Genomic DNA, 14,536 nt, shown 5'->3' with positions numbered 1-14,536 from the left:
CACCCGGGCCGTTTCCTCGTTGCTCCACGGCGCGGCCGATGAGTTTGTTGCTCCGGGTCGGTCCAAGCTGGTGACACGCCAGGAAAGGACATTGCCATGTCGGAGCTTCTCGTCGACTTCATCACCTCCCTCGACGGCTGTGCATCGGGACAGGGATGGCCCGGGTTCTGGGGCCTTGAGGGCCCGGAGTACCTGGCGTGGCTCGGCGATCAGCCCGAGGTCACCTATCTGATGGGAGCGAACACCTACCGCCTGATGTCGGGCTTCGCCGCGGGCGAGGTCCCGGACGGCCAGGACGAGTTCAGGCCCGAGGAAGAGGCGTCCGTCGACGAGCTCACACAAGCGTCCAAGGTGGTGTTCTCCTCCTCGCTCGAAGCGCCGCTGCCGTGGGCCAACTCCACGCTCGTCCGCGACGACGCTGTCGAGGCGGTCCGCGCCATGAAGTCGAGTGGCTCGGGGCCCCTCAGCACGATCGGCAGCCTCAGCCTGAGCCGGTCCCTGCTACGAGCCGGACTCGTCGACCGCTTCCGGGTCGTGATGTTCCCAGTGATCACCGGGGCCACGGGCGAGGAACGCATCTACGACGGCTATCCGGACGTTGCCCTCGAGATGATCGAGCACCGCACCTTCGACGGCCGCATCCAGCTGGTCGAGTACAAGCCCCGCGTGCTCGACCACCCGCCGCTCGGCGTCCCTGCGTGACGTCACCCCGTCCGCCGGTCTGGATCGAGGCGCTCAGTCACACCAGCGACCCGACCCAGGCGGAGAGGACGGCGACCGGACTGCTCAACTATGCGGCAACCGCCTGGAACAGGCAGAACCTGCTATCGCTCCGGCACGCCAGGCCTCTCGCTTGCAACGCCGGCCCGGTAGAAGGATCTGGCCCATGCCCGCATCCACGGCGACCCGACGCGCGTACCGTTGCGGTACGACCCGCCGCCGGGAGGAACAGCCGATGAGTGCCCAGCCCGACCACGCACCCCCAATGCCACACGCTCCCGCGCCCCCGCCCGCGCCGGGCGCGCCGGCCGAACTGCGTGCCCAGTTGCGCGCGGACCGCCGGGCAGAGCTGTGGGTCCCGGCGTTCGAGCGGGATTGGGCCAAAGCGCTGGAAGACGCCCGTCACACCTTCAGCCTCACCCCGCTGCACGAGGTCGTACGCACCTGGCAGCTGCGCGTCGCCGTCGCTCCGGACATCGACGCCTTCATGGACTCAGGACAAGACGACTCCGACTTCGTGGACCTTGACGACGTCCTCGGTGGCCGCCTGTGACCGAACAGCCGTGGGCGGCACGCCTGTCCCCCCAGGCCGCCAAGTCGCTCACCGCGCTCCCCGACCCTGCCCGGGAGATGGTCCGTGACCTGCTGGACATCGCGGTCCGCTCCCCGTGGGGCTGGCCGCAGTGGAACCCCGGCGATCCGGAGGGCGAGGACGTTCGCGCAGCATCCGTCGGACAGCTCTCCGTCGTCTACACGGTCAACCGCCTCACCCACCGCCTGTCGGTCCTGAGCATCGTCTGGCTCGGATAGCCCCCAGCCAGCCCAGAGCACACAGGGGTACGGCACCCACCAGCAGCGCGCCGCCGAACCTGACCGGCTCCGTCCAGGCGCGCCCCACAACCGGGGCCGCGGCACCGCGGTGGAGATCCATCCCGTCGACCAGTCCGGCGTCGACGATCACGCGGTGTGGCTTCGTTCATCTCTAGGGGTTCTGGCACACATTCCGTGAGGGCAGTGGTCAGCAGAGCGGGGGATCGACGTCGTCCCATTTCCATCCGGTTCGGGGGAAATTCTCTAGCAGGGCGGAGAGGGACGTTGCCTGGTGGATGGCGGATGACCAGTCTTCCGCGGAGACGTCGAGTGTCACCAGAGGCGGGATGTCTTGGCGGAAGTCGTAGGCTAGTAGCTCGCGGCTTCCGTCTCCGCCGATGACGACGGCGCCGGGGAAGCGCTTCTGGAATTCACCGGCGTCGTTGATGCCGATGAGCTCGTCCAGCGCGTCGATCACCAGGAAGTCGTCAGCGGGGGGAACGAACTGGCTCAGACTCCCGGTAGTGCCCAGGAAGTCCCGGTAGTCCTGGGGAAAGCGGACTCCGAAGTGGTGCTCAACCTGCACGATCTGGTCATCGTTCGAACTCATGAAGCAGTTCTATCAAGGGCAGGGGGACGGTGGCCGACTTGTGCCGCGGTGAGGAGGACACGTTTGCGGGGTAAGGGGAGCTTGGCACGTCCGAGCATCTGGCGTTTGATCATCTTGATGTGGTTGACGCGGCCCTCGACGGGGCCGGAGCTCCAGTGTGGACGACGGCGCCCCAGTCTTTCGTGGACGACGGTGGTCGCGGACCTGCCCCAGCTGGGCGCGTTCACGCCCGCCCCTAGGGGGTGTCTTCAAATGGTTCTGATGGGGGATCATGTCGGTATGGTGCGTCGTCATGAGCTGACGGATGTGGAGTGGGAAGCGCTGTCCGGGCTGTTGCCGCGGTCGTCTTCGGGGCGGCCGCGGCTGGACGACCGGCGGGTGCTGAACGGGATCGTGTGGAAGCTGCGGACGGGGTCGGCGTGGCGTGATGTGCCGGAGCGGTACGGGTCCTGGAGGACTCTGTACACGCGTTTTCGCAGGTGGGCGCTGGACGGGACGTTCACACGGATGCTGGCCGCGGTCCAGGCGGAGAAGGACGCCTCCGGCGACATCGACTGGCTGGTGTCGGTCGACTCCACGGTCGCGCGGGCAGACCAGCATGCCGCCGGCGCCCGAAAAAGGGGGCGGAGTCGGGGGGGAAATATGTGATCACGCCCTCGGACGATCCCGAGGCGGACTGACCACGAAAATCCACCTCGCCTGCGACGGTCGCGGCCGGCCGCTCGGCTTCGTCCTCACCGGCGGCAACGCCGCCGACTGCACCCGCTTCGAGGACGTCATGGACACCATCCGGGTCCACAGAGCCGGGCCCGGACGACCCCGAACCCGCCCGGACCACGTCTTGGGCGACAAGGGCTACAGCTCCCGCAAAATGCGCGCCTACCTGCGCAAACGCGGGATCGGCCACACCATCCCCGAACGCCGCGACCAGCGGGCCGACCGAACCCGCAGAGGCCGCGACGGAGGCAGACCGTGCGCCTTCGACAAGCAGCTCTACAAGAAGCGCAACGTCGTCGAACGCTGCTTCAACCGCCTCAAGCAGTATTCGGCGTCCGGAGCGATCACAACCCTCTCCCACTCGGCATCTCCCAACCACGGGGAAGCCGTGAGGAAACCCTCCGCGACCTGGCGGGTCTCGTCGTCGGAGATCAGGTGCCCTCCGCCCATGCTCTCTCCCCTTCGGCCTCAGTCCCTGCCACTCGCGGGTAGGGACGCCTGCCCCATCCTCGGGGACCAGAAGTCCGCGTACCGGTGGCTTGCAGAACTTGTCGCCTGTCCTGGCGGTGGGCGGCAGCGGCATCGATCCGGCGGCGCAGGATCTCGCCGACGATCGCGTCGGCCGCGTACTGCAGGGTGGAGAAGCCGTCCGGCTTCGTGGGGGCGCTCATGCTGTGAGAACGACGGTGGCGGCTCAGCGGATGCCCTGGAACCCGAGGCCAAGTCCGCGGCGCCGGGCCTGCGTCCGGTACAAGGGGAGGGCTTCCCTGCAGCAGCAGGCTCCGGCGCAGGGCGGGCAGGCCCAGGCGCCGGCGGGCGGTGGCGGTCGCGGCCGTCACCGCGGCGAGGACCTCCGCAAGCTCCGGCCCGATGCCGCCGAGCGCCCCGGTCAGGGTCTCGATCGCGGTCAGGGCGTCGTCGGCAGCCACCGTGCTCCAGCCGCCGGCGCTCACCACGTCCGCGAGCAGACAGGCGCTCTCGGCCGCTTGGTACGCCTGGGAACATCGCCGGGGCCGACACGGAAGGTGGTCACTCCTTCGCGGGCTTCCTCACGAATTCAATGAGGTGATCGGAGGAGATGTTGCCGGCCTCGTCTTTCCAGCTCTCCGCGTTCCTCCGCGGAACGTCGGGGACGTCGTGGGAGCGGCGCTCACCCGGAGCGACAGAGGACCAGGTCTCCGGGCCCTTCGAGCCCATCTCCTGGGTCAGTGTCTGCTGCTGACCATGCAGGTCGGTGTACACGAATTTGAACTCGTATTCACAGGTCACCGAGGTTGGGTTCTTGATCTGGATCTGCACCTGCATAGTGTCCTTGCCCCGGCTCGTGGCGGTCATGACGCCCTTGAAGTCCGGTCGGGCCTCACCCTCGGCACAAGGCCCGGTTGCCTTCTCTCCTCCCTCACCGCAGCTTGTGAGGAGCATCGGCAGCAGGAACAGGGCTGGAGCCAATCGTCGATTCATAGGGGCAGTGCAGTCGGGGATGTATCGCTTGGGCAAGGGGTGCGATCGGCCTCGGGGAACATCAGCGGGTAACGCTAAGGCGGTGGTGGTCATGGTCCGGCCGGTGTGAGCGCGCTCTCGACGGTGGCTGTGTCCGGCCGGGGGCTGCCGTTACTCGCACGGGCCGGTGGGAGACGCGGGCTCGTCTGGGCGGGGCACGATGACCGTGTCTCGCCCCATAGTTCCGGTTTCTCCATACCTGAACGGTGAACCCGGAACCTTGCGCCCTCTGCTGCGGGTCTCGGCGGGGCTCTCGGCAAGGTCCTCGGCGGAGGCTGGGAAGTGCGGTGCGCGACCTGCCGGTACCGGGAGGCTCATTCCTGGGCGGCTCGTCCGCCCTCCCAGCTGAGCTTGACCGTCAAGTGGCCGTCGAGGCTGGATTTGGCGATGACGGCACCGGCTTCGGTGCTCAGGCGCACCCCGAACTCCACCTCGATCTTGTCCGGGCACACGGGCGCATCGCGGAACTGGCCGAGGATGGTGGACGAGGCGTCCCGCACACTGCTCAGTGCGGACCCGAGCGAGGTCGCTGCGGACCGGACCACATCCCGGGAGCGGGACACCGGGCTGATCTCAGGGCCGTCCTCCGCGATCTCTACCAGCACCTCTCCGCCGTTGTCCAGCGACCAGCGAGCGATCTCAGCCATGTGACACCTCATCCATGAGTAATGTGCATGCTTCGTAGGATGTGCTCCCGGGTCAGGGGCACAGGGACCTGTTGTACGCCCCGGAGGGGACCGCATTCTTGATGTTGCGCGAATCGTTGGCCTGGGGGCCCAGCAGCGCGCACACGCGGTCGATGCTGGGTGGCTTCCTGATGGCTTCGCGTGGGCCGGCCTCGGCCGCGTCCGCCACCCGCTGGAGGGGGCTTCGCCCGTCGGAGGCTGCCGACACGACGCCCAGCGCCGTGCCGTCGACGAGCAGGACCGGGCCGTCTGGGGAGTCACCCAGCGGCATCAGCGTCGGCCAGGCCCCCGGATAGGAGGAGCGGCCGACGCGCTTTCCCGTGGCAAGCGACCGGATGGACACGCGGCTCCCGGCCTCGGCGGCAAAGTCGGCGATGTCGGCGTTGTCGTTGATGGCGTCGAAATCGGGGAGGAGGGAGAACCAGGCGGCGGTCCCGGTGGAGTTGAGGGCGAGCGTCCCGTCCGCCTCCGCGGGGTCGAGGCGCGGAACGTACCCCGTCTGCGCGCCGGTGGCGATGTTCCAGGCCCTCAGCTCGGCTGGGGCGCCGGACGCGCCCTTGAGCACCGCGGCGACGGTCCGGCCGTCCAGGCTCGTGATGAAGCTCTGTGTCCGGGTGGGATCGGCCAGCGGGGTGCGGGTGATCCGGTCGGGGGCCACGCTCACCCGGGTCAGGGTGATGTCGGTACGGATCGAGGACTCGTCTGCCTCGCCTTCGCCGAGGATCGCGGACTCGCCGTCCGGGCCCAGCCAAAAGTCGAACACGGTGCTCCGCCACGGCAAGACGGCCTTGCGGAGGAGCATGCCGGTCTTCAGGTCGAGGAGGTACAGCGTGTTGCGCTGGCCCGCTGCGGTCGTGGGCATCATGCTGTCCGGCAGCACCAGCCCGAGTACCCGGTTGTTCGGATCGATGCTCATGGAGACCCGGCCGACCTTGGGCAGTGGGTCGAACTCCTTGCCGAAGACGACCCGGCGTTCGACCGTGTCGTAGACAACCAGGCAGATCTTGATGGTGGTGCTCATGGGGTCCGGTACAGGGCAGGAGCCAGGGACGCTCCGCTTCCCATCCAGGTCCGGGAAGGGCTGGTCCGGGAACGCGATGTACCGTCCGTCGCGGCTGATCACCGCCTCGTTGGCCAGGTCGTTCTCCACCAGCACCCCGTCCAGGGGCTCAGCCACCAGCCCGCGCCCGGTGTCCCGCCACGGGACGATCTGGCCCTTCGAAGCGAGCGTGACCAGGGTCTGGCCGCCAGCCGCCACCAGGTGGGTCAGATCCTGGAGTGCCATCTGGTTGGCGTACGACAACGGGGGAGGCTTCTGCGCGGTCGGCGTCGGCGTCGGGGATTCGTCGCGTGGTGCCGTGGTCGTCGCACCGAGGTTCGGCACTATCCGGTCGACGGGACCCAGCCCGTCGAAGACGTCCGGCAGACCGCTGCCCGGGTGCGTACGGTAAGAGCGTAGGCCTAGTTGCATCGCGGCGTAGGAGTCGTAGGGGGCCAGCTCTTCGGCCTTGGCGCGCAGAGTCCCCGCGAGGGACTGCGCCACCTGCTCGCTGCGGTGCTGGTAGGTCAGCGTCCCGGCCACCAGCGCGAGGACCAGGGCGACGGAGGCCGTGCCGTTCACCCGCCAGCGGCGCACCCGGCCAGCCAGGATGTATTGGTGCTCCTGGGCCGAGAGATGGGCCTCATGAGTGCGCCCCCACCGGCGGGCGTCCCTCAGCTCGGCACCGGCGAGCAGCCGCCTGCCCGGGTGGCCCTGCTGGGACCAGGTGGCCATGCGCTGTCTGAGGGTGTCCTGCCAGAGGCGGAACGCGCGGTGCTCGTCGCAGAGTTCACGCAGATGACGCCAGTGCAGCAGGAGCGAGTCGTGCGCCAGCTCGATGCCCGAGGCGCTGCTCGGGTCGCCGCCGATCCGGTGCATCACAAGCAGCCGTGAAGTGGCGAGGCGTTGACCGACAGTCCACTGGTTATCGTCGCACTCGTCGCGCAACGCGGTGCGGCGTACGGCGAGGTCGCCGTCGGGCAGAGGCCGAACCAGCTGGATGAGGAGCCGGTCGGCGACTTCCCGGGTCGCCGGGTCGATGCCAGCCCAGATCCGGTCCGCGTAGCGGGCAAGGGCCTCTGAGATGCCGCCCAGTTCCTCGTACGCCGCATGGGTCAGCAGGCCCGCTCTCCGGCGCTGCCACAGTTCGGCGAGAGTGAATTCGAGCAGGGGCAGGGGGTTAGGGGTGTGCTTCAGGTCGTCCAGGATGCGTTCGACCAGCCCGTCAGCGAAAGCGACCGTGCCGACGCTTTCCAGCGGCCCGGTCATGACCCGGCGCAGTTCGGCCTCGGTCATCTCGCCCACAGTGACCGGCAGCCACATCCGGGCGAGGTCAGCGGCGGCGCGATCGGCCAGCGCCGTCCCCAGGAAGGTGTCGCGCAGGTTCACCAGCACACACAGTCGGGACCCGGCGGACAGGCAGGGAAGCAGAGCGCGGACGAATGCGGAGCGGTCGTTGTCCGACGCCGCGAAGACTTCCTCGAACTGGTCCACACACACGACCAGTTGGTCCGCATGGTGCTGCTCCAGCATAGCCGCCACGATGTCGGGCAGCTGTCCGCCCGCCAGCCAGACCTCAGTCGCGGCGACCGACTCCAGCCGGGCCGCCGCCGTGAGGTCGGGGCGCATCAGCCGGTCGAGCGCGAAGGCCAGTGCAGTCAGCGGGGTGGCGGCGTCGGACGGGCGTAACGCCAGGGTGAGCCGGACGGCGCCCGAGGAGTCGGTGGCGCGCAACCGGGGCACCACGCCTGCGTGCCACAGCGAGGACTTCCCGATGCCCGATCCGCCGATGACGCTGATCAGCGGCGCTCCGGAGCGGATGCGGTCGGCGACCTGACCGGCCAACTCCTCGCGCCCGTAGTAAAGATCGGCGTCCTGCTCGGTGAAGGGGCGCAGCGCCCGGTACGGGACGCGCCGCTCGATCACCTCGGCCAGCTCGGGCCACGCCTCCAGCAGCATGTCCACCGGGAGCATGTAGCCGATCTTCGTGCCGGCGCCGGTAACCCGGTAGCCAACCATGCCCACAGCGGCGTCCGCGTCGGTGCTCCATACGGGGGCTCCGGAGAAGCCGGGGGCCAGCATGGCCTGCCGTGCCGGGTCACTCTCGATCTCCACCCAGCCCGTGGCGACGGGACCGCCCTGGCGCCCGTGCACCCAGGTGCCCAGCTCCAGACCGCGGGGAAAGCCCACCATGACCAGCGAGCCGTCCAACTCCCCGTGACGCCGGCTCAGGACGAGCGGCCGGGCGTCCGCTGGCGGTGGCTCCCGCAACCGCAGCCCGACGACGTCCATCCCCTGCTCCGGCATGGGAGGCCGCCAGGCGACGATGTCGGCGAGCTGCCGTCTGCCGGGAGCGAGCAGCGGGAAGTCAAGACTGACCGAGGCCCCCTCGGGCGGGGGCTCATCGGCGGATATCCCGAGAACTCCGGCCACCACGTGCGCGGCCGATACCAAGTGCCGGGGGCCGGCGAGGAAGCCGGCCCCGACGGGCTCGTCGCCGTCCCAGATCCGGACCAGCCCAGCCTCAAGAGGCATGCGCATATCAGACCCCCGTGTGTTTACTTCTGCCTCAACGGTACCGGCTGGCACCCCGCGCCCGGGGCTGTATAGCGGAACCCTTTCGGACGCGAATCGAAGAGATCGTTTTCACTGGGCATCTCCCCCGTCACCAACCGTTGCGCGGGGTGCGACGCGGTCCACCTCCGGGCCGACGAGCCACGGGTCCTGGAGGAGTGGGACGACTTCACGTACCAGGTGGTCGGCACCGCACCGAACCTTGTCGCGGCCAAGGACTGGGTTGCTGAGCTGACGCTCGACGACGACCCCGCCGCGTGACGCGGCAGGTCAACCCTTCCAGGCGGGTCGGCCACCGGGCAGGTCATGTCGTCGGCCCAGGTAACTGATCATTCCGAGCGAGAAGCCGGTCTCCTCGGCGAGCTCGCGGCAGGTGCCTCCAGCGGCCCGTTCGACACGGAGCCAGTCGAGATCGATCTGGCGCCACGGGGTCGCTTTGCCCTCGCGTGAGTGCTGCCGTGGCTGATGAGCGTTCCTGCCACGTCAGCGCTACTGCCGACGGCCGAGCCGCTCTGTGCCGAACCTCTTCCACCGAGCACTGACTGAACCCGGGGCTCGCATGCTGGTCGGTGGAACGACTGATGTGGGGTTCGAGGGCCTTATGGAGTCGTGGGGAGCTACCTGGCCCGAGGGCAAGGAGATCATCGACGGCATCAGGGCCGCCCACCGAGAGACCGAACTCGCCGGCGTCGACCTGATGGCACAGTCACCGATGGCACACGGTCTTCGCGGGCTGATGCGGGTGGTCGAGGAAGCCGACGACCGACGGCTGTGCGCGGCCGTGCACGCCTGCACGAAAGCCTCCGGCACGCTGGTTCTGCTGTGGACGCGGGCCGTGGAGGACCCGGAGCTCATGCATCGCCTGATGTCCGACGTGATGTGGGACCAGTGGGCCCGGGTAGGCGGTCTCGCTCCGCATGGAGCCGCTGGTGAGGCCGGGATCGCTATCAGCACCGTTCAGTACCTGGCGGTCCCCGGGTGGGCCGACGACCTGATCCGCTTTCAGACGGTCATGGAGAACCTGGTCGTTGCGTTCGCCGTGCGCCTCCCGTCGTGAAGGCGCCTTGTCGAACCGGTGTGAAGGTGCTGCCGTTGCGGGGCTGCCGTCGGCTCGATGGGGCGTATCTGAGGCTGAGGCCGGTGGTCGCGGGGGGCTTCGCCGCCCCCCGGACCCCCGCTCCCCCCGGCACCGACCGGCGCGGTCAGGTCGTGGGGTGGTACCTGCCGTTCGCGCCGGACGGCACCGGGGCCTGGGCTTCGGGTGCGGGCTGAGGTCCCGGCCCCGGAGGGAAAGGCGAAGAAGGAGAGATCAGCCGCGGCCGCCGAACTCGACGAACCGGGCGAGCTCACGCTCCAGTCGGCCCTTCCCCTCGGTGACGACGGTGATGACGCGCTCGAAGTAGCGCCGCGCGGCCTGCTCCTGCTCGAAGGTGAGCTGGATCCGCCCGTCGGACCCGGCCGTGGTGACGGCAGGTAGCAGGGCGCGCGTGTCCTCGTCGTCCATCTGGAGAACCGTGAGGGCGCGGGAGAGTCGGTTGACGACCTGCTCGGGGCTCTCCGGGACCCGGTCTCTGCTCTCATCGCCGTACCACTCGCCGGCGTCGTAGAGCAGACTGCACAGGTCGGTGTACCCCGGCTCCATCTCCAGGGCCCGGCGGAAGTGGCCAAGGAGCGCCGCCAGGATCTCGACGTCGGACTGCCTGATGGACGCCCCGTACAGCGGCGTGTGCTCGTACCCGTCGGGGCTGTAGACCCGTTTGCCCCCGGCGACCTCCTTCCCGGTGCGCTGGGCGTACCGCTCGTCTACCAGGCCCTTGGGCAGGGCGTGGTAGACGCTGTTCCAGGCGGCTCGGACGGCCACGCCGTCCAGGTCGGTGGGCAGCCGGTATACGTCGTCCGCCCCGGCTCGGGCGTCGCTGGTGGTCCCTTCGAGCCACATGAACAGCGGCTCATCGAGGTCGAAGAGGTCGCTGAGGAAGTGTTCCTCGGCGGGCAGCAGCGTAAGTGCGGTGTCGTTCATCAGTACCTCTCTCCGGTCTTGCTGGCGGCCTACTGGTGCTGGGTGACGGGCGCGGCCCAACGACACCCTCCTCGATCCAGCCCTCCGCCCGCGCGTGGTCGCGGCCCCTCATCGGCCGCGCCCATGGGGCGTTGACCCGGCCCGCCTCCCGGCAGGCCTTACGCAGCAGAAGCGGGCCCTCAGAGGAGGGCCCGCTTCAATGGTTTCCGCAGGTCGGACTATGCGGCAGTCGTGCGGGTCGGAAAGGGGTCTCTGGGGTCCGTGTCGGTCAGAAGGCCCCGTTCACGTCCCACCAGTCGTTGGCCTTCCGAGCGGCGGGCCCGAGCTTGCCTGTTCCCGTGCCCGGGTAGATGAGCAGGCAGCCGTCTCCTGCGGGGCACAGGGTGGCGGAGGTGCCGACCCCGGTGATCGCAGCCAGGTCGTTGTAGCCATCCCCGGTGTAGTCGCCGACCGCAAGGAGCGAGGCCATGGAGCTCCAGCCGCCGCCGATGAGCACGCGGGAACCGTAGGTGCCGGCCTTGCCAGGGTAGAACCAGAGTTTGCCCGTGGACGCCTCGCGCGCGACCAGGTCGGGGTGGCCGTCGTTGCTCATGTCCCCGACGCCGGTCAGGGCGTTCATCCCGTTCCAGCCGCCGTTGCCCAGGAGCTTGCGAGAGCCGAGGGTGCCGGCAGTTGTGCCCGGATAGAGCCAGAGCTTGCCCGTGGACTTCTCGACGGCGACCAGGTCGGAGCGGGTGTCGCCGTTCAGGTCACCGGCGCCGACGAGCTGGCCCATGACGTTCCAGCCACCGGTGCCGATGAGCTTGCGAGTGCCGAAGGCGACCGTGCTCATGCCCGAATTCTGTCCAGGGTAGAGCCAGAGTTTGCCCGTGGACGCCTCGCGCGCGATCACGTCCTCCTGGCCGTCCTGGCTGAAGTCACCGTGACGCACGAGAGCGTTGAAGGCGTTCCAGCCGCCCGTACCGAGGAGGTCGACGGTTCTGCCTCCGGGCAGGAACCAGAGCTGTCCCTGCTTGTCGCGGACGAGGACGTCTGGGCTCCAGTTGCCGTTGAAATCGCTGAACCCGGACCCGCCAGTCTCGGTCGAGGTCCAGGTCGGCGTCGATCTCGGGTAGCAGTCGTCCTCGGTCGGGACCATTCGTACCGATCCGCCGAAGCCGTTGAACCAGCCGGTCTCCTTGAAGCCAGGCGCGAGCGCCATGAAGCCGCCGGAGGTACCGTAGTTCGTGCCGCTGAACAGGCAGGCCCACTTGGACGTGCGGTTATTGACCGACCGGAACGTACCGTTCCAGGTGCCGAGCGACAGCGCGGTTGAATTCGTCTTGTACATCGAGCCAGTGGCGTCGCCGGTCTTCCAGGCGCAGAAGTAGCCCGACGGGCAGTCGCTGGTCGCGGCCTGCGCGGGCGATACGCCCGCCCCCAGCAGACCTGCAGCGGTGAGCCCCAGCGTCGTGGCCACCGTGGCCAGGCGCTGGAGTATGGATGTGCGCAAAATTGATCCCTCCCTGACGTGGCGCGGAGAGATATCTCGACGCGCCACGCGGGCACCGTACCTTGCCATGCGACGATCACGGCAGGCAGGGACGCGTGCTGCGGCCCGGTGGAGCTGTCCGAGGCGATGCACAGAGCGTCGGGTGCCCCCCGACTTCACCGCTGTGAGCCGGGGAAGCCCGAATAGACCGGGCGAGGGGGAGACAGGGGCGGTGAGTACCGCACGCCGGCGGGCCGCCCTCGGTCCAGGCCTTGAGATCCCCGAGCCGGCTGCACGTGACCCGCGCGCCCGGACCGCCGCCGAACGCGCCGCCGCTGGTGACTGGACCGCCGAACAGGCCGCTGCCACACCGCTGGAGCCCAGGCCCACCCGGCGGCGTCTCGGCGGTGGTCCGGCCGACCCTGGTGCCGCGCCGATCTTGTAGGGTCGGCCGCAGCCCGCGCCGATATGGCGTGCGCGGGTGAGGTCCGGCGCCCAGGGGCACACCCCGGGGGCAGTACCGTCGGGCCGCCCCACCCCTTCGGCCGGGACCGTGATGCATCGGCGTGGGGCAGCGTCCCTCGCGACGTCCTCGCGACTTCTACAGGTCGTCGCCCTAGAAACCGGCGTCGAAGCCCCTTAGGACCGGGTCGAGTTCCTGGGTTATCTCGCTTCCTTTGCCTGTTGTTGACGTTCTTCCCTGGTAACGGCGTCTGTGCAGGCCAGAGCCGCATCGCATGAGCTCTGAGAAGCAACAGCTGTGGGGCAGTGCTGGCTGTGCGGAGAGCTGTTCACACGTGCCGCTCACCAGGCATGACGGAGGCGGATGAAGACAGCGTCCCGTGTGGCCGGAGATCGTTCCCCGGTGACCTGAGGCGCCTGCTCGGTATTGGGTTGGAGTTCGACCGGCCGCGCACGGCAGAGTGGCGTCATGACTGAGCTGTGGGCACACACCCTGACCTGGGCGGAAGTGGATCCGCTACGGCATTCGGCCGAGCTGGACGAGGGTGCGGCGAGTACGTTGACTGTTCTTGTCGTGCCCCTGCTGCCTACCCCCGAAGCTGCTGACGAGCACCGTCGACGCTCGCTGGACCCTGTCACCGAGCTCCTGGTGGCCCGGTACGGCCGGTGGGCCTGCGGTTGGAATTGGTCAGTGGGTGAGGGTGACACCGACGGTGGGATCGTCGGCGTGTGGTGCTGCACGTCGCATTCCGTGACGACGGGCGGAAGCGTCGGACTTCTCCAGGGCGGCCATTGGGTTGACGACCGGCGCGGTCGCCGCTGTCTCCTCGTCCTTGGCCGGCGCGGGAGTACGGTGCTTGGCCTTCGCCGTGATGACCTCGGGCACGATGTCTGTGCCGTGCCGGTTCTGAAGGATCTGGGTGTTCAGTGGGAGCAGGCCGTTGACGGTGCCCTTGGAACGCCCGCGTCTGCGGCGCAGTGCCTCACGGACGGCGGCGACGGCCCGCTCGTCGGCCCGCCGGTGTCGGGTAGGTGTGGGGTGGGGTGAGGTGGGTGTGGACTCCTCCATAGGTTATCTTCTGTTCGTTTTGAAGCACATCGTGGTGTGAGTCGTGGGATCACCCCCGGGATCACCTCAGGGGTCACTCCCGGGTTTGCTTCTTCTGTCTGGGCAGCGGGTTCCGGTACCCGTGTCTCTTTGTTCTGACGACCTGTCACCAGCTTCCCTCTTTCGTTCCGATGGTCCGTCACTAGCCCCCCTTGCCTTGTCGTTTTTGGGGTGGTGGGGTTTGTGGGTGGCTGGGGTGTGGTGGGGGCCTTCTCTGGAGGGTCGTAGTACTGCCGCCCGGCAGTTGACCTGCCGGCAGTTGACGTGTTCCGGGTCTCTGTTGGGGTTTTTGAGGCACGGTGGAGGGGGTCTCTGACTGTGTGTGGGCCGGAGGCGCAGTACCCCTGGGGTTCTCTTCGCTTCATGTAGTGGCGTCTGGTGTTCAGCACGGAACTCGGGGGATGGGATTTGCGCGTGGAGCATGAGGCGGGTAAGCGCAGCGTCCCGCCCTGGATACAGTGCCCTGGTTCGCGCAGTGAGCCTCCCCATCAGGGCCGTACAACAAGGCCGGCCTCCTTCCAGGCCCCTCAGGCCCCCGGAGCGCAGCGCAGGGGGCCACCCCCGCGAAGCGGGAGATGCAGTGAGCGCAGCGAACCGCTTCACCCTGCACCCCGGACCGCGCAGCGGGCCGGCTCCCTTCGGGTCCCGGAGCGCAGCGGAGGGGACCACCCGGCTGCGCCAGGGCGGGGGTGAGCGCAGCGAACCCCTTCACCTTTCAACCCGGACCGCGCAGCGGGCCGGCCCCCTTTCAGGCCCCGGAGCGCAGCGGAGGCCCTCCGCGAAGCGGGAGGGCGGTGAGCGCAGCGAACCGCTGCGTTT

General features: G+C 68.8%; 12 protein-coding genes and 1 pseudogene. 6 read left to right on the top strand and 7 right to left on the bottom strand.

The genetic code is table 11. The features are described from left to right. Positions 1–96 precede the first annotated feature (96 nt). The 3 genes from OG514_RS32425 to OG514_RS32415 all read left to right on the top strand — a co-directional run bounded on the left by OG514_RS32425 (position 97) and on the right by OG514_RS32415 (position 1,530). Entirely contained in the window at positions 97–702 is a 606-nt protein-coding gene (locus tag OG514_RS32425) for a dihydrofolate reductase family protein (protein WP_266901046.1), read from the top strand. 184 nt (positions 703–886) lie between these two features. After that, complete coding sequence (locus OG514_RS32420) at positions 887–1,273, top strand: DUF6247 family protein (protein ID WP_323181668.1); 387 nt, start codon at positions 887–889, stop codon at positions 1,271–1,273. After that, entirely contained in the window at positions 1,270–1,530 is a 261-nt protein-coding gene (locus tag OG514_RS32415; protein WP_266901045.1) for a hypothetical protein, read from the top strand. Before OG514_RS32420 ends, OG514_RS32415 begins: the two co-directional genes overlap by 4 nt. Before the next feature lie 208 nt (positions 1,531–1,738). Here the strand turns inward: OG514_RS32415 and OG514_RS32410 are convergent, their stop codons facing one another. Further along, positions 1,739–2,140 carry an SMI1/KNR4 family protein gene (locus OG514_RS32410; protein ID WP_266901044.1) on the bottom strand — a complete coding sequence of 134 codons (402 nt, stop codon included), beginning with the start codon at positions 2,138–2,140 and terminating at the stop codon, positions 1,739–1,741. 279 nt (positions 2,141–2,419) lie between these two features. Between OG514_RS32410 and OG514_RS32405 the strand changes: the two are divergent. Further along, positions 2,420–3,185, top strand: a pseudogene (locus tag OG514_RS32405) (IS5 family transposase); the annotation flags it as partial. A 701-nt stretch (positions 3,186–3,886) separates the two neighbouring features. Here the strand turns inward: OG514_RS32405 and OG514_RS32400 are convergent. From OG514_RS32400 to OG514_RS32390, 3 genes are all read right to left on the bottom strand, one after another. Then, complete coding sequence (locus OG514_RS32400; RefSeq protein WP_266901043.1) at positions 3,887–4,318, bottom strand: hypothetical protein; 432 nt, start codon at positions 4,316–4,318, stop codon at positions 3,887–3,889. A 353-nt stretch (positions 4,319–4,671) separates the two neighbouring features. After that, positions 4,672–5,004 (bottom strand): CU044_2847 family protein, encoded by a 333-nt coding sequence (locus tag OG514_RS32395; RefSeq protein ID WP_266901042.1) that lies wholly within the window; start codon positions 5,002–5,004, stop codon positions 4,672–4,674. 52 nt (positions 5,005–5,056) lie between these two features. Further along, positions 5,057–8,617: a serine protease gene (locus OG514_RS32390; RefSeq protein WP_266901041.1), complete on the bottom strand. Its 3,561-nt coding sequence runs from the start codon at positions 8,615–8,617 to the stop codon at positions 5,057–5,059. 114 nt (positions 8,618–8,731) lie between these two features. Between OG514_RS32390 and OG514_RS39515 the strand changes: the two genes are divergently transcribed. Next, positions 8,732–8,917, top strand: a complete 186-nt coding sequence (locus OG514_RS39515) for a DUF6087 family protein (protein ID WP_353962717.1) — start codon at positions 8,732–8,734, stop codon at positions 8,915–8,917. 298 nt (positions 8,918–9,215) lie between these two features. Further along, positions 9,216–9,713 carry a hypothetical protein gene (locus OG514_RS32385; protein WP_266901040.1) on the top strand — a complete coding sequence of 166 codons (498 nt, stop codon included), beginning with the start codon at positions 9,216–9,218 and terminating at the stop codon, positions 9,711–9,713. 252 nt (positions 9,714–9,965) lie between these two features. Here OG514_RS32385 and OG514_RS32380 read toward each other — a convergent pair whose 3' ends face one another. From OG514_RS32380 to OG514_RS32370, 3 genes are all read right to left on the bottom strand, one after another. Next, a complete protein-coding gene (locus OG514_RS32380) occupies positions 9,966–10,676 on the bottom strand; it encodes a hypothetical protein (protein WP_266901039.1) in 711 nt (236 codons plus the stop codon). A 268-nt stretch (positions 10,677–10,944) separates the two neighbouring features. Then, positions 10,945–12,168 carry an FG-GAP-like repeat-containing protein gene (locus tag OG514_RS32375; protein WP_266901038.1) on the bottom strand — a complete coding sequence of 408 codons (1,224 nt, stop codon included), beginning with the start codon at positions 12,166–12,168 and terminating at the stop codon, positions 10,945–10,947. Positions 12,169–13,297: 1,129 nt separating this feature from the next. Beyond that, on the bottom strand, positions 13,298–13,678 hold the full coding sequence (locus OG514_RS32370; RefSeq protein WP_266902327.1) for a hypothetical protein: 381 nt from the start codon (positions 13,676–13,678) through the stop codon (positions 13,298–13,300). Positions 13,679–14,536: the final 858 nt, after the last annotated feature.

Origin of the sequence: Streptomyces sp. NBC_00572 (assembly GCF_026341815.1) — a bacterium.
In the GTDB taxonomy this organism is placed as follows: domain Bacteria; phylum Actinomycetota; class Actinomycetes; order Streptomycetales; family Streptomycetaceae; genus Streptomyces.
Note: the sequence above shows the minus strand (reverse complement) of the source record. Positions and strands in the feature narration are given on the sequence as shown.